The sequence below is a fragment of the Pseudomonas oryzihabitans NBRC 102199 genome (assembly GCF_000730625.1).
Classification (GTDB): Bacteria; Pseudomonadota; Gammaproteobacteria; order Pseudomonadales; family Pseudomonadaceae; genus Chryseomonas; species Chryseomonas oryzihabitans.
In genome coordinates, this window is the sequence record NZ_BBIT01000009.1 from 1 (window position 1) to 16,192 (window position 16,192).

Consider the following 16,192-nt stretch of genomic DNA (forward strand, 5'->3'; position numbering starts at 1 on the left):
ATTAATCAGTAGCGTGGAAAACCGCGCAGCGTTTTCCACAGGCATGCGAACAGGCCGAAGGGCAAGAACCCTCGACCCAAGCAAGCTACATAGAGAAGGAAAAACCCGAGAAAGCCCGACCAGAAAAATCGCGCCCAAACGAAAAAGCGGCCACTAGGGCCGCTTCTCGATGGTTACTGGCGTTCAGGACCAGACAACCTTTGAATGGCGCAGCGGACGGGACTCGAACCCGCGACCCCCGGCGTGACAGGCCGGTATTCTAACCGACTGAACTACCGCTGCGCATTACCTCGAGTGGTGGGTGATGACGGGATCGAACCGCCGACCCTCTGCTTGTAAGGCAGATGCTCTCCCAGCTGAGCTAATCACCCGTTTGCTCTCGAAGTGGGGCGCATTCTACGGAGGGGTTTACGACCTGGCAACCCCTTTTTCAAAAAAATTTTCCCAGCACTTCCAAAGGCTTAGCGCTGCCCTTGCGCGCACCTAAGAAAGCGCGCATTCCCGACGACCATCGCGATCCGGGGTTGGCCTCCGGGGCGGGCGACGCGGATAATGCGCGCTTCGTTTTTGGGAGTGACACCATGTGGTTCCGTAATCTGCTCGTCTACCGTCTCACCCAGGAAGTCGCCTTCGAGACCGAAGCCCTCGAAGCCGCCCTCGCCGCCAAGCCGGCTCGTCCCTGCGCCAGCCAGGAATTGTCCACCTATGGATTCGTCGCCCCCTTCGGCAAGGGTCCGGACCTGCCGTTGGTGCACGAAAGCCAGGGCTTCTTCCTGATCGCCGCGCGCAAGGAAGAACGCATCCTGCCCAGCAGCGTGGTCAAGGAAGCCGTGCAGGAAAAGGTCGACGAGATCGAAAACCAGCAGATGCGCAAGGTCTACAAGAAGGAGAAGGAGCAGATCAAGGACGAGATCGTCCAGGCCTTCCTGCCGCGCGCCTTCATCCGGCGCCAGACCACCTATGCCGCCATCGATCCCAAGCAGGGCTGGATCCTGGTCGACGCCTCCAGCGCCAAGCGCGCCGAGGACCTGCTCTCCACCCTGCGCGATGCCCTGGGCTCGCTGCCGGTCCGCCCGCTGGGCGTCAAGCAGGCCCCCATGGCCACCTTCACCGACTGGGTCAAGGCCGGTGACGCCACCCATGGCCTCTACATCCTCGACGAGTGCGAACTGCGCGATGCCGGCGAAGACGGCGGCGTGGTGCGCTGCAAGGGTCAGGACCTGACCAGCGAAGAGATCCAGAATCACCTGGGCGCCGGCAAGCTGGTCACCAAGCTGGCCCTGGCCTGGCAGGACAAGCTGGCCCTGCTGCTGGACGACAAGGTCACCATCAAGCGCCTGAAGTTCGAGGACCTCCTGCAGGACCAGGCCGAACAGGACGGCGGCGAAGACGCCCTCGGCCAGCAGGACGCCAGCTTCGTGCTGATGATGATGACCCTGGCTGAATTCCTGCCACAGCTGATCGAAGCCCTGGGTGGTGAAGAATTGCCCCAGGGGCTCTAAGCTCACCTCAAGGCCGGCGCAGACCGGCCTTTTTTCTGCCTATTGAAAAAGGAGTTTGCCATGCGTGCCCTGGCCGCCTTCAGCCGCTTCGTCGGCAATACCTTCGCCTTCTGGGTGCTGCTCGCCGCCCTGCTGGCGTTCTTCGCCCCCGCAGTATTCAACCCGCTAAGCGTGGCCATCGTGCCGCTGCTGGGGGTGATCATGTTCGGCATGGGCCTGACGCTCAAGGTTGAGGATTTCGCCGCCGTCGGCCGTCACCCCTGGCGGGTGCTGCTGGGCGTGGTAGCCCACTTCGTCATCATGCCGGGCGTGGCCTGGGCGCTCTGTCAGCTGTTCCACCTGCCGCCGGAGATCGCCGTCGGCGTCATCCTGGTCGGCTGCTGCCCCAGCGGCACGGCGTCCAATGTCATGACCTGGCTGGCCAAGGGCGACCTGGCGCTGTCGGTGGCCATCGCCGCGGTGACCACCCTGCTCGCGCCCCTGCTGACCCCGGCGCTGATCTGGCTGCTGGCCTCCACCTGGCTGCCGATCTCCTTTGGCGGGCTGTTCTGGTCGATCCTGCAGGTGGTGCTGCTGCCCATCGCCCTGGGTCTAGTCGCCCAGCGTCTGCTCGGCCAGCGCGTCGGCGCCCTGGTCGAGGTGCTGCCGCTGGCCTCGGTGGTGAGCATCGTGGTGATCGTTGCCGCGGTGGTGGCCGCCAGCCAGGCGCGCATCGCGGAATCCGGGCTGCTGATCATGGCGGTGGTGATCCTGCACAACGGCTTCGGCTTCCTGCTCGGCTATCTCACCGGCAAGTTCTGCAAGTTGCCAGTGGCCCAGCGCAAATCCCTGGCATTGGAAGTCGGCATGCAGAATTCCGGGCTCGGCGCCGCCCTGGCCACGGCGCATTTCTCGCCGCTGGCCGCGGTCCCCAGCGCCCTGTTCAGCGTCTGGCACAACATCTCCGGGGCGCTACTGGCCACCCTCTTCCGCCGCTTCAAGGACGACGACGCGCGTCCCTGAAGTCTCGTGCCACACCTGCCGGAGCAGCGCCTGGCAGGTGTCCTCGGTGAAGGGCTGCGGCCGGGCGATGCCGTAGCCCTGGGCATAGTCGACCCCCAGGGCAGTCAGCGCCGCCACCACCGCCGGGTTCTCGGCGAACTCGGCGATGGTCTTCTTGCCGGTGAGATGGCCCAGCTGATTGATCGCCTCGACCATGGCGCTGTCCACGGCGTCCTCCAAGAGGTGACGGACAAAGCTGCCGTCGATCTTCAGGTAGTCCACCGGCAGGTGCTTGAGGTAGGTGAAGGACGACATCCCGGCGCCGAAGTCGTCCAGCGAGAATCTCACCCCCAGGCCGCGCAACTCGTCCATAAACAACCGCGCCGCATCCAGATTGGCCACCGCGCTGGTCTCGGTGATCTCGAAGCAGATGCGCGCCGGCGCGATCTGCCAGCGCTGCAGCTGCTGCCTGACGAAATCGGCCAGACCCGCCTCGCCCAGCGAGTGCCCGGACAGGTTGATGGCCAGGGTGTCGAGCAACCCGTCGGGCAGCTCGGCGAAGCGCGCCAGGGCCGCGGCGATCACCCAGCGATCCAGGTCCGGCATCAGGCCATAGCGCTCCGCGGCCGGGATGAAGGCGCCCGGCGCGATCAGCCGCTCGCCCTCTTCCAGTCGCATCAGCACCTCCACGTGGCGATCCGCGACGGTCTCCTGGCCCAGCCCCAGGATCGGCTGGACATATAGCCGAAACCTGTCCTCGGCCAGCGCCCGGTGCAGGCGCTGCACCCAGGCCATCTCGCCATGGCGCTGATCCAGCTCCACATCGCCCGGGGCAAAGACCTGGATGCGATTGCGCCCCTTGTCCTTGGCCGCATAGCAGGCCAGATCGGCCAGGCGCAGCGCCTCCTCGGGCGCCAGGGCCTGACCTCCCAGATGCACCACACCGATGCTCAGACCGACGCGAAAGCCCTGTCCGGCCGCTTCGAATTGCAGGCTACCCACGCAGCAGCGCAGGCGCTCGGCGACCGCCTCGACCTGCGCGGGCGTACGATTTTCCAGCAGCACGCCGAATTCGTCGCCGCCCAGCCGTGCCAGGCAATCCTCTTCGCCCAGTTGCTGAGCGAGCAATTCGCACAGCTGGCGCAGCAGGCGATCGCCATGGAAATGCCCGGAGGTGTCGTTGACAATCTTGAACTGATCCAGATCGATGAACAGCAGCGAGGCGCAGGCCAGGTCCTCGCGGGCCAGCAGGCGCTCCAGCCGGGTCTCGAATTCGCGGCGATTGAGCAGCCCGGTCAGGGCATCGTGACTGGCCTGCCAGGCCAGATCATGCAGAAAGGCGCGTTCGCGGGTCTGGTCGTGCATCACCAGCACCACCCCGGTGCCGGACTCGCCCCGCGGCAGGGGGGTCACCGTCAGGGCCACCGGCACCCGAGCGCCGTCGATGCGCACCAGCTGATGCGCCAGAGGCTCATTGCCCGCCAGCCAGTCCTGGCTGCGCAGGCGTTCGGCCAGCGGCTGGGTCGACGCCGGCTGGTCCTCGGTCTGGATGTCGAACAGGTGGGTGACGGGCGTACCCGCCGCCAGCCCCGGCCACGCCAGCAGGCGCTCCGCGGCCGGGTTGTGATAGAGCAGCCGACCCTGGGCATTCAGCGCCAGCACGGCATCGCCCAGGGACGCCAGGATGACCTGGATATGTTCCTTTTCGGCCTGCAGCGCCTGCTCGGAGCGCCAGCGCTGCTGCACCAGGCTGTGCATGCGCCAGATGGCCAGGAGCACCAGCAAGGCGCCGACCAGGACGTTGGCGATGAACAGGGCCGCCACCAGCTGCCGCGACGCCACCCCCAGGCGCTCCGAGAAGGCCACCGTTTCCGGCATCATCCGGTCGTGCAGGTCCAGCAGCTGGCGTTTCAGCGGAATCAGCGCCGGTCCCGGTCCCCGCAGCTTGATCAACTCGAAGCCGGTGCGCGCCAGGGCCTGGAATTCGTCCATGTAGGGATCGGTGATCTGCCAACGGGCGATCACCCCTTCGAAGGGTTCCACATGGCGAGCCATCTGGAAGAGCGCGATGAGGCCATCGATGTCGTCCGGGCTGTTGCCGGCTAGGCGCAGCAGCCGCGCCGCTTCGGCCCGGTCGCCGCCGCTATCGAGTTCCTGCCGCGCCGCCCGGTCGAGGTCGTTGACGCTGATGGACGCGAGGTAAGCGTGATAGAACTCGGGCCGCCCTTCGTCCAGGTAGGCGCCGAGCGCCAGCATGGCGTTGCCAAGGCTCTTGCTCCACAGGCTTTCCGCGGACACATAGGCGCGCACCGTCGACAGCAGTTGCAGGCTGACGATGGCGACCAGCGCCTGGCAGGACAGGATGATGACGAAGGGCCAGACGACCCGCAGCGTGCGCAGCGCAGAGGAAGGCGACAGTGAAGACATACAGCGATCCGCAAAAGGAGACGGGCGAATTCTTGCCATTGAGCAGGCATGTCGGCCGTTTTGCGGAAAACTGTTGGCCCGGGAAGACAGCTACGCTGGACTACCGGCGCCAGATAAGCGACGCAGAGGGGGTGCCGCCCTACCGCTGCCAGCGGCTGCCGACGAACGGTAGTCGAGGAGCCACCGCTAGTTGAAGGACGCCTCCAGGCGCGCCTTGACCTCGGGCCATTCGCGATCGGTGATGCTGTACATCACGGTGTCGTCCAGACGTCCGTCGGCCAGGCGCCGATGATGGCGCAGCAGGCCTTCGCGGACCGCCCCCAGCTTCTCGATGGCGGCCTGGGACCGGAGATTGGTCGCGGCGGTCTTGAGCTGCACCCGCACCAGCTGCCAGTGCTCGAAGGCATGGCGCAGCATCAGGTACTTGATGTTGCCGTTGAGTCCGCTGCCATGCTGTTCGCTGTCGAGCCAGGTCCAGCCGATCTCGGCGGCGGGCAGCGCCGGCAGGAAGTCGGCGAAACGGGTGGTGCCCACCAGCCGGTCGGCGATGCGCACGGCAAAGGGCAAGGCGCGTCCTTCGCGCTGCTCGGCCAGGGCCTGGCGATACCAGTCCGGACGCAGGGGCCCGCTCAGGTAGTGCAGCGCTTCGCGATTGCGCTCGGCCAGGCTGACCAGCTCCAGCACGTCGCCTTCCGCCAGGGGGTCCAGGCGCAGCGCACCACGTTGCAGGGAAATGGGCTGCGCTTGGAACATGACGGTCTCTCGCTCTTGAATCAGCCCGCCAACCTAACAGGGCCGGCCGCCCGGCTCAACCCACTGGCATCCCCCAACGCACCAGAACTGACGTCTGGCACCCCAAGGTGCGACACTTTGTCCGGGCGCGATGGGCGCCTGGAATGTCTGGAGTCGCCATGTCCCTGCCTAGCGGACTGATCATCACCGTTACCCTCGGCTATCTGGCCCTGCTCTTCGCCATCGCCTTCTACGGCGATCGCCGGCCCCCGCTCAGGCCGCGCCTGCGGGCCTGGGTCTACAGCCTGTCGCTGGCCGTCTACTGCACCAGCTGGACCTTCTTCGGCGCGGTCGGCCAGGCCGCCGACCAGCTCTGGTCCTTCCTGCCCATCTACCTGGGGCCCATCCTCTTCCTGCTGCTGGCGCCGCAACTGGTGAAGAAGATGGTGCTGATCAGCAAGAAGGAAAACATCACCTCCATCGCCGACTTCATCGCCTCCCGCTATGGCAAGTCGCAGACGCTGGCCATCGTCGTCGCGCTGATCTGCCTGGTCGGCGTCCTGCCCTACCTGGCGCTGCAGCTCAAGGGCATCGTCATCGGCGTCAACCTGCTGACCGGCATCAATGCCGAGTCCCTGAGCACCCGCGCCCAGGACACCGCGCTGTTCGTCTCCCTGGTGCTGGCGGTCTTCGCCATCCTGTTCGGCACCCGCAACCTGGACGTCACCGAGCACCACCGCGGCATGATGCTGGCGATCGCCTTCGAATCCCTGGTCAAGCTCGCCGCCTTCATCGCCGTCGGCCTCTGGGTCACCTATGGCCTGCACGACGGCTTCACCGATCTGCTCACCCGCTCGCAGCAGGCGCCGCAACTGCAGGAATATTGGCGCGAAACCCTGGACTGGCCGGGGCTGCTGATCCAGACCGGCGTAGCCTTCATCGCCGTGATGTGCCTGCCGCGCCAGTTCCACGTCACCGTGGTGGAAAACACCGACACCCGGGACGTCAACCTGGCGCGCTGGGTGTTTCCGCTCTATCTGGCGCTGGCCGCGCTGTTCGTCATCCCCATCGCCCTGGCCGGCCAGTTGCACCTACCCGGCGGTGTGCTGCCCGACTCCTTCGTCATCAGCCTGCCGCTGGCCCAGGAGCGTCCCTGGCTGGCCCTGCTGGCCTTTCTGGGCGGCGCCTCGGCGGCCACCGGCATGGTGATCGTCGCCTGCGTCGCCCTCTCCACCATGATCTCCAACGACATCGTCCTGCCCTGGCTGCTCAAGCGCCGCGGTCAGGTCGAGAGTCCCCATGCGGTGTTCAGCCACTGGATGCTCACGGTGCGCCGCGCCAGCATCGTGGTCATCCTGGTCCTGGCCTATTGCAGCTATCGCCTGCTGGGCTCCAATGCCAGCCTGGCCACCATCGGCCAGATCGCCTTCGCCGCCATCGCCCAGCTCGGACCGGCCATGGTCGGGGCGCTGTTCTGGAAGGCCGCCAATCGCCGCGGCGTCTTTGCCGGTCTCACCGCCGGAGCCCTGCTCTGGGGCTATCTGATGGTGCTGCCGGTGGTGGCCACCAGTCTGCAATGGTCGCTGGAAGCCTTTCCCGGCCTCGCCTGGTTCGAGCAGCCCGCGGGGGAGCGGACGCTGCAACCGACCACCGTCGGCGCCCTGGTCTCCCTGGCCGGCAACTTCCTGCTGTTCGCCCTGGTGTCGCTGCTCTCGCGCACCCGGGTCTCGGAATACTGGCAGGCCGGGCGTTTCATCGCCCAGTACGCCCTGCCCCGACCGCGCAATCGCGCCCTGCTGGCGGTCAAGCTGGAGGACCTGCGGCTGCTGGCCGCCCGGTTCGTCGGCGACGAGCGCGCCCGCCTGAGCTTCAGCCGCTTCGCCGAGCAGAGCGGCCTGACCTATCACCCCGGGATGAACGCCAACAGCGAATGGATCGCCCAGACCGAGCGGCTGCTGGCCGGGGTGATCGGTGCCTCTTCCGCCCGCGCGGTGGTCAAGGCCGCCATCGAAGGCCGCGACATGCAGGTCGACGACGTGGTGCGCATCGCGGACGAAGCCTCGGAGGTGCTGGAATTCAACCGGGCGCTCTTGCAGGGCGCCATCGAGAACATCTCCCAGGGCCTCAGCGTGGTCGACCAGTCGCTGCGCCTGGTGGCCTGGAATCAGCGCTACCTGGAGCTGTTCGACTATCCCGACGGCATGATCCAGGTCGGTCGCCCCATCGCCGAGATCATCCGCTACAACGCCCTGCGCGGCCTCTGTGGCCCGGGCGATCCCGACGAGCACGTGGCGCGCCGGGTGGAGCGGATGCGCCAGGGCATTCCCCACACCTCGGAGCGGACCTTTCCCAATGGCCGGGTGATCGAGCTGATCGGCAGCCCCATGCCCGGCCGCGGCTTCGTGATGAGCTTTACCGACATCACCGCCTTCCGCGAGGCCGAACGCGCCCTGCGCGAAGCCAACGAGGGCCTGGAGCAGCGTGTCGAGGAACGCACCCGCGAACTGTCCCAGCTCAACCAGGCCCTGGAGGAAGCCAAGGCTCACGCCGAAGCGGCCAACCAGTCCAAGAGTCGTTTTCTCACCGCGGTCAGCCATGACCTGATGCAACCTCTGAGCGCCGCGCGGCTGTTCACCGCCGCCCTCGCCCACCAGGACGGCCTGGCCCAGGAAGCCCAGGAGCTGGTGCGCAACATGGACAGCGCTCTCAGATCCAGCGAAGACCTGATCGCCGATCTGCTGGATATCTCGCGGCTGGAGAACGGGCGCATCCTGGCGGCGCCGGCGCCCTTCTCCCTGGCCACCCTGTTCGAAGCCCTGGGCGTCGAATTCAAGGCCCTGGCGCAGAACCAGGGCACCAGCCTGCGCATCCGCAGCAGCCGCCTGGTGGTCAACAGCGACAGCAAGCTGCTGCGCCGGGTGCTGCAGAATTTCCTCACCAACGCCCTGAGATACGCCCACGGCCGGGTATTGCTCGGCGTGCGCCGTCAGGGCCAGCACGTGAGCCTGGAAGTCTGGGACAGCGGCCCAGGCATTCCGGCGGACAAGCTCGAGCTGATCTTCGAGGAATTCAAGCGGCTGGACAGCCACCAGACCCGCGCGGAAAAGGGCCTTGGGCTGGGCCTGGCGATCGCCGACCGTCTCTGCCGGGTGCTCGGCCATGAACTCTCGGTACGCTCCTGGCCGGGTCATGGCAGCGTCTTCAGCGTCAAGGTGCCCCTGGCCCCCGCCCTGGCCATCCAGGCCGCAGCCGCCAGCGAGGCGGCCCAGCCCCTGGCCGGCGATCCGGTGCTGTGCATCGACAACGAAGATAGCATCCTGCTCGGCCTGCGCAGCCTGCTGGGCCGCTGGGGCTGCCAGGTCTGGACCGCACGCAGCCGCGAGGAGTGCGCGGCCCTGCTCGCCCAGGGCGTGGTGCCGCGGCTGCTCATCGTCGACTACCACCTGAGCGATGCCGACACCGGCCCGGATGTCGCCGAATGGATTCGCCAGACCCTGGGCCAGGACATCCCCGGCATCGTCATCAGTGCCGATGGCCGCCCGGAATGCCTGGACAAGGTGCGCCAGGCGCGCCTGGACTTCCTGCCTAAGCCGGTGAAGCCGGCTTCACTGCGCGCCCTGCTGAGCCGTCAACTGGCCTTGTCCGGTTGAGCGAAACCGAGGCGGCTGAGCACGCTGCCGACCGGTCTTTCGTTCAGCGTCGATTGAGGTTGCCGAGGCCCAGCGAGACGGAACAATCCACAGCTTCTGTTGATAACTTTGTTGAAAACATGGTGGAAAAGAACCCGGAGCCTTGCTCTGCGGGCCCCTCAAACAAGTTGATCATTTTTTAATCACTTTAATAAGTTCAACATAATCAACAACTTAATTTAAAAGCAGGATTTCCGGCAGACAAAACTCCGGGCGAAAGAGGGCTTGACAAGCGCTAGCACAACTTGTGCACAACTCCGGATGAAAATGACCAACGGAGACCTGTCAGCCGTCGCACAATTGTCAAGTATTCGTGAAACAAATTTTTGCGCCATCTTGCCGAGGGCGGTAGCTGGAGGCAGCCCGCAGGCTAGAGCCGACAGCCAGGACAGAGGGCAGGCTAAAGGCTAGCCTTGTCCTCTGCCGGTCATCGGGTAGACTGCCTGCTTTTGCTCAGGGCTGTCGTGGCGACGCCCACCCTGTCAATCAGGCATGGACGCGCCAGCCCTTCTGGAATCAGCTCAGTCACATGAACGTCTTCATCGCCGGTCAACACGGCCAACTCTCTCAGGCGCTGCAAAAACTGCTGGCCACCAAGGCCCAGGTAACCGTCATCGGCCGGGCCCAGGTGGATTTCACCCAGCTGGACGCGCTCCATGACCGCGTCCTGGCCGCAAAGCCCGATGTCATCATCAATGCCGCCGCCTATACCGCCGTGGACGCCGCGGAGAGCGACGCCGAGACCGCGACCCTGATCAACGAGCGGGTGCCCCAGGTCTTCGCCCGGGCGGCGCAGCAGCTGGGCATCCCCATGGTCCACTACTCCACCGACTACGTCTTCGATGGCACCAGGGAAGGCCGTTACCGGGAAGAGGATCCGACCTGTCCGCTCAATGTCTATGGCCGGACCAAACTGGCTGGCGAGAACGCCGTGCGCGAACACGCCGAACGCCACCTGATCCTGCGCACCAGCTGGGTCTATTCCTGGCAGGGCAACAACTTCCTGCGCACCATGGTGCGGCTGCTCAGCGAGCGCGACGAACTGAACATCGTCGATGACCAGATCGGTGCGCCCACCTGGACCCGGACCATCGCCGACGCCACCGAGCGCCTGCTGGCCCACAGCAACCAGGACGATGGCCTCTGGGGCACCTATCACCTGACGGCCAACGGCACCACCTCCTGGTACGGCTTCGCCGAGCAGATCGCCCAGCGCCTGCGCGAGACCGGTCAGCTGAAGGCTCGTCTCAATCCGATCCCCAGCAGTTCCTACCCCACCCCGGCGCATCGCCCCATCAATTCGCGGCTGTCCACCGAAAAGCTGGCAGCGGTGCTGGGGCAGCCGCTACCCCACTGGCAAGCGGCTTTCGCCCAGTGCTGGAGCGAGCGCGAACTTCAGGTGAGCGGCTGAAACGGGCCGTCGGTCATACTTCTGGGATTTCCTCCAGAACTACCCCTGCCCCTGGAAGTCAATGGCACTGACCCCGCTCACGCCAGTCAGGTACGTCATGGACAACCCTTTCCAACTCATCGCCGCGGCTTTCGAGCAAGACTTTCGGGTCAATTTCCGCATCGAACGCCTCGACGGCAGCGTCAGCCTGACGCTGTCCGACGATAGCGGCGTCAAGGTCAAGCGGTTGATCAGCAAGCAGCAATTGCATGACCACACCCGCCTCGCGCGCCTGATCGACAGCATCCGGCTGGGTATCGCCATCGACGAGGGCCATGGCGTCACGGCCCTGCTGGCCGGTGGCACTGGCGGTGCGCCCCGTCTGACCGTCGCGAACTGAGCAGGGATCCGCGCTATGCATACCATGGAAGGCTCCACCCCTCGTCTCTTGCAGGCGGCGAACGCCGCTCCGCTGCTCGACAGTCTGGAAACGGCGGCGCCCGAGCGGCAGCCGGCGCCCACCTCGCTGTATCAGCTGACCTGCGCCCGTCTCGACGAACAGCTGGCACCGCTCAAGGTCTGGCCGACCCTGCCGGATCGTACCGGACGGTTTTCCTTTACCCTGCTGGACAGGTGCGGACGCATCCTCTATCGCTCGCCGACCTTGCGCCAGGCGCTGTATCGGGAAGAAGAGCTGCTCAATGGTGTGATCGCCAATGCGCGGCTGGCTGCCGTGCAGGCCGGACAGGGCTTTCCGTCCTGGGGATTGGTGGACGTCGCCTGCCCCATGTACCAGCTGCCTGCGACTCAACTTCCCTGCGCGGGATGCCGTCTGCTGAAGTGCAAGAGCTGACGAAGGCGTTGCGGGATTAACGCTAACTACTTGATTGCCATCTTTTAATCTTCAACGTCCGAGACCAACGAATGCCGAGGGCATCCGTACTGCAAGTCTCGCGCTGAAGCTTTGAAGCCGTGGTGTTACTCGGAATATCTCAGCATGTTGGCGCCCGTGGCCCGCAGCACCGCCATGGATTGCGGCGCCAGCGCACCGGCCCGCAGCGACACGTCCTTGCGAACCTCGTCGATCACCGTTTTCAACAGCTGGCTCTCGCCCAGTTGCCGGGCGCTGACCACCCGGTTCACTCGCGCATCGTCACACTGCTGATCCTGCACCGTCAGCACAATACTGCCGTCAGGGCGAGGCGCCGTAACCGAGCATTTATAAGTACTGAAAGCGGCAGTCAGTCTATCTATGGCGTTTTCCATTCTTCCCCCTCTTATTTGTCTAGAAGTGCATGGACGATCAAATACGACGCAACTGACAGTGATAGAAACAGCAAAGTTCTTGCGTCTTACTTGAATAAGACGAGCAATGGCGCTAGCGCCTGATTTTGTGAGCCAGCTCTTCTAATCCGTATTAGGTACGGAACTTTTGGCGAGGCTGAATCGAAAAGGTATGACCATTCGTCCGCCTTGGGCTGCGTTTCGGGTGCCATGCCTGGCCACCTTATAGAGGCGCCTGGCTCGTGCCGGGATGGCTCTGGCCGGTGGAACCTTTGCTCCAGGCGCTCACTCGAAAGGGCTGAAACGGATACCCATCGCCTACCAGGAGCGCGCCATGACCGACAAAACCCCTCCCGTGATCAAAGACGAGCTTGCCGCTGACATCGATGAGCAGGCACACAAGCAGAACGCTGACCGGGTCCGTCGTCATCTGGGCGAGGCCGAGCAGGCACTGACCGACGAATTTCACACCCTGCTGGCAGACGCCGAGCAGCTGCTCAAGCACACCGCGAGCATGGCCGGTGAGCAGGCGGACGAGCTGCGCGCCAAGTTGAGTTCCAGCCTCGAACGCTCCCGCGACGTCCTCAAGACCAAGCAGGACGATCTCTATCGCCAGGGCGTCGCGGCCAAGGAGACCACCGAGGAGTACGTGGTCGACAATCCCTTCAAGGCCCTGGGCATCGCTGCCGGCGTCGGCTTTCTGATCGGTCTGCTGGCCTCGCGCCGCTAAACCTGGGGGACTGCCATGGACACCTCCTCTCCTCCACGGGAGCTGCCTGACGAGGCGCCCAAGCCATCGGTCAAGCGTCTCGCCGGCGCGGTGGTAGGGCTACTGCAGAGCCATCTGGAACTGCTGGGCATCGAGGTTCAGGAAGAGAAGGTCCGGACCTTCCAGCTGTTCCTCTTTACCGGCCTGAGCCTGATCTTCGGCTTGCTGGTGCTGGTCGGAGTCTCGGCGGCGGTCATCATCGCCTTCTGGGATACCTATCGCATGGCCGCGACTCTGGGCCTGTGCGCCTTCTATGCCGTGGCGCTGGCGATCTGCATCCTGCGGGCCCTGAGCCTGGTCAAGGGCGCCGCGCCCTTCCATGCCACCCTGGAAGAACTCAACCGCAACCGGGAGCGCCTACTGCCATGAACCAGCCGCTTACCTCTGCCACCAGCCAGGCCAAGCGCAAGGAACTGGTCCGGCTGCGCATGGAAATGTATCGCCAGCAGCTGATCTACAACGCCCAGCCCCTGCACAACCCCATCAGCCTCATCGGCGATCTGGTGCGGCCGAATCGGGACAAGGTCGCCAGCTCGGCGAAGAAGCCGCTGATGCTCGGCGCCACGGTATTCCTGTCGTTGTTCGGCAAACGCCTGGGCGCGGTGGGCCGTCTGGCCCGCATCGGTCTGGCCCTCTACCCGATCGTCAACCGATTGCAGGCTCACCATCGTGAACAACGGCAGGCGGAACATCCGCTGCCACCGCCGCGCTAGGTAGAGAATGGCTCCCTCGGGAGCCATTCTGTCATCTGGCACCCTTATCGCATGGTCAAGCCGAACGCTACTCAAAAGATAAGGATGCCCTGTGTTTTTCGGCCACCCCACCGCCTTCTTCCAACCCTTCATCGACACCGCGACCGGGCGCATCGCCGGCGTCGAAGCCCTGGGGCGCCTGCGCCAGGATGACGGCAGCCACACCTCCGTCGGCCCCCTGTTCGCCGATCCCGGCACCCCAACCCTGGACCTGCTCCACCTCGACCGCACGCTGCGGGACGATGCGCTGCGGCGCTTCGCCAGCGCACCGGATGACTGGTTTCTCAGCCTCAATCTCTCGCCGCGCTGGATCAGCCAGCTGGAAAGGGGCGCCGAATTGCCCAGCCTGGCGCAGCTGGAACGCTCCGGCATCGCCCCGAGCCGAATCGTCTACGAGATCACCGAGGCCGCTGGCGATCTGCCCAGCCTGACCCAGGCCGTCGCCCGCTATCGCGAACTCGGCATCCGCATCGCCATCGACGATTTCGGTTCCGGCTATTCGCAACTGGATCGGGTGCTGGATCTGCAGCCGGACATCCTCAAGCTGGACATGCGCCTGTTCCAGGCCGCGGCCCGGGGTGGCACCCGTGCCGATGCGGTCAAGGCCCTGGCGCAGATGGCCGAGAAGACCGGGTGCTGGCTGATCGCCGAGGGCGTGGAGACCGAGACCGAACTCGACTTCGCCCTGGAGTGCGGTGCGCGCTATGTGCAGGGCTTCCTCTTCGCTCAGGCCACCGCCGAGCTGGGCGCCAGCGACAGCCATCAGCAGCGCTTCGCCGCCCTGCGCAGCCGCTTCGTCGATGGCAAGCTGGCCCAGCAGACCCGGCTGCTGGAGCTGCGCCAGCAACTGGCCGACTTCGTCACCCAGCTCAGGCCCTGGGCGGAACACGGCGGCCCCCTGAGCGCCCTGCCCGATCCCCAGGCGTTTCCCGGGCTGCTGCGCATCTACCAGTGCGACCGCACCGGCACCCAGATCACCCCCAACCTGGAATGGAACGGCATGTTCTGGCGCGAGAATCGCCGCTACCTCAACCACAACTGGTCCTGGCGACCCTACTTCTATGCCCTGCTGGCCGAAGGCTGGAACGAGCGGCGCCTGGCGCTTTCGACGGTCTATCGCGATGCCACCACCAACCAGTACTGCCTGACCGCCAGCCAATTCCTGGAGAGCGGTCAGCGCCTGCTGCTGATCGACCTGGACGCCAGCCAATTGCCGGGCTTTGCCAACTGAGCGGTGATGATCGTATGTTGCCGAGGTCAGAACGCAGAAGCGCCGAACGGCTACCGCCGGCGCTCCCCTTATCGGTGATAGCTCGAGGACGGCCTTGGACTGGCAGACACTTCTTATCCGCGAACGGCTGGGCAAACCCCTGCACAGCCCGGATGAACTGGGGCGCAGCCCCTTTCACAAGGACCACGATCGCATCATCTTCTCCGGCGCCTTCCGCCGGCTGGGGCGCAAGACCCAGGTGCACCCCGTCACCAGCAACGACCACATCCACACCCGCCTGACCCACAGCCTGGAGGTCAGCTGCGTCGGTCGCTCCCTGGGCATGCGCGTGGGCGAGAGTCTGAGGGGCGCCCTGCCCGAGTGGTGCGATCCGAGCGATCTCGGCATGGTGGTGCAATCCGCCTGCCTGGCCCACGACATCGGCAATCCACCGTTCGGCCACTCCGGCGAAGACGCCATCCGCTACTGGTTCACCCAGGCCGCCGCCCGCGGCTGGCTGGACGACATGAGCGAGGCGGAGCGCCAGGACTTCCTGCATTTCGAAGGCAATGCCCAGGGCTTCCGGGTGCTGACCCAGCTCGAGTACCACCAGTTCGATGGCGGCACCCGCCTGACCTACGCCACCCTCGGCACCTATCTCAAGTATCCCTGGACCTCGCGCTATGCCGCGGCGCCCGGCTACAAGAAGCACAAGTTCGGCTGCTACCAGAGCGAGCTGCCGCTGCTAGAACAGATCGCCGAGAAACTCGAGCTGCCGCTGCTGGGCCCGGAGCGCTGGGCCCGGCATCCGCTGGTCTACCTCATGGAAGCCGCCGACGACATCTGCTACGGCCTGATCGATCTGGAAGACGGCCTGGAGATGGAGTTGCTGGACTATGCCGAGGTCGAGGCCCTGCTGCTGGGCCTGGTCGGCGACGACCTGCCGGAAACCTATCGCCAGCTCGGCCCCAAGGATTCGCGGCGGCGCAAGCTGGCCATCCTGCGCGGCAAGGCCATCGAGCACCTGACCAACGCCACCGCCCGCGCCTTCGTCGACCAGCAGGACGCCCTGCTCGCCGGCACCCTGGGCGATGACCTGGTCGAGCACATGGCCGGTCCGGCCAAGCTCTGCGTGCAGCGCGCCAAGGCCCTGGCCCGGGAAAAGATCTTCCACGACAAGCGCAAGACCCTGCACGAGATCGGCGCCTACACCACCCTGGAAATCCTGCTCAATGCCTTTTGCGGCGCCGCCCTGGAACAGCACCGCGGACGCGAGCCTTCGTTCAAGAGCCGCCGCATCCTCGACCTGCTGGGCAACAGCGCGCCCGATCCGTCCTGGACGCTGCACCAGGCCTTCATGCGGGTGATCGATTTCATCGCCGGCATGACCGACAGCTACGCCACCGCCATGGCGGCCGAGATGACCGGGCGTTCGAACCCGGTCTAAGGAGCGCCA

General features: G+C 65.4%; 14 protein-coding genes and 2 tRNA genes. 11 read left to right on the forward strand and 5 right to left on the reverse strand.

What is annotated here, in order from left to right; all coding sequences use genetic code 11:
- Positions 1-205 precede the first annotated feature (205 nt).
- A tRNA-Asp gene (locus POR01S_RS10360) sits at positions 206-282 on the reverse strand.
- A 13-nt stretch (positions 283-295) separates the two neighbouring features.
- Positions 296-371, reverse strand: a tRNA-Val gene (locus POR01S_RS10365).
- A 210-nt stretch (positions 372-581) separates the two neighbouring features.
- Here POR01S_RS10365 and rdgC point away from each other — a divergent pair.
- Both rdgC and POR01S_RS10375 read left to right on the forward strand, forming a co-directional pair.
- The gene (gene rdgC / locus POR01S_RS10370; RefSeq protein WP_007159072.1) at positions 582-1,502 is read left to right on the forward strand and encodes a recombination-associated protein RdgC; all 921 of its coding nucleotides are present in this window, start codon (positions 582-584) and stop codon (positions 1,500-1,502) included.
- Between the two features lie 60 nt (positions 1,503-1,562).
- On the forward strand, positions 1,563-2,504 hold the full coding sequence (locus tag POR01S_RS10375; protein ID WP_042135663.1) for a bile acid:sodium symporter family protein: 942 nt from the start codon (positions 1,563-1,565) through the stop codon (positions 2,502-2,504).
- Here POR01S_RS10375 and POR01S_RS10380 read toward each other — a convergent pair.
- The gene (locus tag POR01S_RS10380) at positions 2,454-4,910 is read right to left on the reverse strand and encodes a putative bifunctional diguanylate cyclase/phosphodiesterase (protein ID WP_042135669.1); all 2,457 of its coding nucleotides are present in this window, start codon (positions 4,908-4,910) and stop codon (positions 2,454-2,456) included. The genes POR01S_RS10375 and POR01S_RS10380 overlap by 51 nt on opposite strands.
- 186 nt (positions 4,911-5,096) lie before the next feature.
- Entirely contained in the window at positions 5,097-5,663 is a 567-nt protein-coding gene (locus POR01S_RS10385; RefSeq protein ID WP_027596845.1) for a GNAT family N-acetyltransferase, read from the reverse strand.
- Between the two features lie 158 nt (positions 5,664-5,821).
- On the opposite strand from POR01S_RS10385, the gene POR01S_RS10390 reads away from it, so the two are divergent.
- The 4 genes from POR01S_RS10390 (at position 5,822) to POR01S_RS10405 (ending at position 11,574) form a co-directional block, all read left to right on the forward strand.
- On the forward strand, positions 5,822-9,292 hold the full coding sequence (locus POR01S_RS10390; protein WP_027596846.1) for a hybrid sensor histidine kinase/response regulator: 3,471 nt from the start codon (positions 5,822-5,824) through the stop codon (positions 9,290-9,292).
- Between the two features lie 568 nt (positions 9,293-9,860).
- Positions 9,861-10,742 (forward strand): dTDP-4-dehydrorhamnose reductase, encoded by an 882-nt coding sequence (gene rfbD, locus POR01S_RS10395; protein ID WP_042135671.1) that lies wholly within the window; start codon positions 9,861-9,863, stop codon positions 10,740-10,742.
- A 97-nt stretch (positions 10,743-10,839) separates the two neighbouring features.
- Positions 10,840-11,121, forward strand: coding sequence for a DUF3509 domain-containing protein (locus tag POR01S_RS10400; protein ID WP_007159078.1), 282 nt, complete (start codon positions 10,840-10,842; stop codon positions 11,119-11,121).
- A 15-nt stretch (positions 11,122-11,136) separates the two neighbouring features.
- Positions 11,137-11,574: a hypothetical protein gene (locus POR01S_RS10405; protein ID WP_042135673.1), complete on the forward strand. Its 438-nt coding sequence runs from the start codon at positions 11,137-11,139 to the stop codon at positions 11,572-11,574.
- Positions 11,575-11,699: 125 nt separating this feature from the next.
- On the opposite strand, the gene POR01S_RS10410 is transcribed toward POR01S_RS10405, so the two are convergent.
- Positions 11,700-11,987 carry a DUF3509 domain-containing protein gene (locus tag POR01S_RS10410; RefSeq protein ID WP_007159080.1) on the reverse strand — a complete coding sequence of 96 codons (288 nt, stop codon included), beginning with the start codon at positions 11,985-11,987 and terminating at the stop codon, positions 11,700-11,702.
- A gap of 352 nt (positions 11,988-12,339) precedes the next feature.
- On the opposite strand from POR01S_RS10410, the gene POR01S_RS10415 reads away from it, so the two are divergent.
- From POR01S_RS10415 to POR01S_RS10435, 5 genes are all read left to right on the forward strand, one after another.
- Positions 12,340-12,735, forward strand: coding sequence for an ElaB/YgaM/YqjD family protein (locus POR01S_RS10415; protein ID WP_037007227.1), 396 nt, complete (start codon positions 12,340-12,342; stop codon positions 12,733-12,735).
- 15 nt (positions 12,736-12,750) lie between these two features.
- Positions 12,751-13,143: a phage holin family protein gene (locus POR01S_RS10420; protein WP_037007225.1), complete on the forward strand. Its 393-nt coding sequence runs from the start codon at positions 12,751-12,753 to the stop codon at positions 13,141-13,143.
- Positions 13,140-13,487 (forward strand): hypothetical protein, encoded by a 348-nt coding sequence (locus POR01S_RS10425; RefSeq protein WP_027596850.1) that lies wholly within the window; start codon positions 13,140-13,142, stop codon positions 13,485-13,487. The genes POR01S_RS10420 and POR01S_RS10425 overlap by 4 nt, the downstream gene beginning before the upstream one ends.
- A 91-nt stretch (positions 13,488-13,578) precedes the next feature.
- Positions 13,579-14,757, forward strand: coding sequence for an EAL domain-containing protein (locus tag POR01S_RS10430; protein ID WP_042135674.1), 1,179 nt, complete (start codon positions 13,579-13,581; stop codon positions 14,755-14,757).
- A gap of 94 nt (positions 14,758-14,851) precedes the next feature.
- Positions 14,852-16,183: a deoxyguanosinetriphosphate triphosphohydrolase gene (locus POR01S_RS10435; RefSeq protein ID WP_042135676.1), complete on the forward strand. Its 1,332-nt coding sequence runs from the start codon at positions 14,852-14,854 to the stop codon at positions 16,181-16,183.
- The last annotated feature ends 9 nt before the right edge of the window (positions 16,184-16,192 follow it).

Coding starts and splice junctions, on each gene's coding strand:
- POR01S_RS10405 (WP_042135673.1), top strand. CDS start 11,137: ATGCATACCATGGAAGGCTCCACCCCTCGTCTCTTGCAGGCGGCGAAC.
- POR01S_RS10375 (WP_042135663.1), top strand. CDS start 1,563: ATGCGTGCCCTGGCCGCCTTCAGCCGCTTCGTCGGCAATACCTTCGCC.
- POR01S_RS10400 (WP_007159078.1), top strand. CDS start 10,840: ATGGACAACCCTTTCCAACTCATCGCCGCGGCTTTCGAGCAAGACTTT.
- POR01S_RS10380 (WP_042135669.1), bottom strand. CDS start 4,910: ATGTCTTCACTGTCGCCTTCCTCTGCGCTGCGCACGCTGCGGGTCGTC.
- rfbD (WP_042135671.1), top strand. CDS start 9,861: ATGAACGTCTTCATCGCCGGTCAACACGGCCAACTCTCTCAGGCGCTG.
- POR01S_RS10425 (WP_027596850.1), top strand. CDS start 13,140: ATGAACCAGCCGCTTACCTCTGCCACCAGCCAGGCCAAGCGCAAGGAA.
- POR01S_RS10415 (WP_037007227.1), top strand. CDS start 12,340: ATGACCGACAAAACCCCTCCCGTGATCAAAGACGAGCTTGCCGCTGAC.
- POR01S_RS10410 (WP_007159080.1), bottom strand. CDS start 11,987: ATGGAAAACGCCATAGATAGACTGACTGCCGCTTTCAGTACTTATAAA.
- POR01S_RS10420 (WP_037007225.1), top strand. CDS start 12,751: ATGGACACCTCCTCTCCTCCACGGGAGCTGCCTGACGAGGCGCCCAAG.
- POR01S_RS10385 (WP_027596845.1), bottom strand. CDS start 5,663: ATGTTCCAAGCGCAGCCCATTTCCCTGCAACGTGGTGCGCTGCGCCTG.
- POR01S_RS10390 (WP_027596846.1), top strand. CDS start 5,822: ATGTCCCTGCCTAGCGGACTGATCATCACCGTTACCCTCGGCTATCTG.
- rdgC (WP_007159072.1), top strand. CDS start 582: ATGTGGTTCCGTAATCTGCTCGTCTACCGTCTCACCCAGGAAGTCGCC.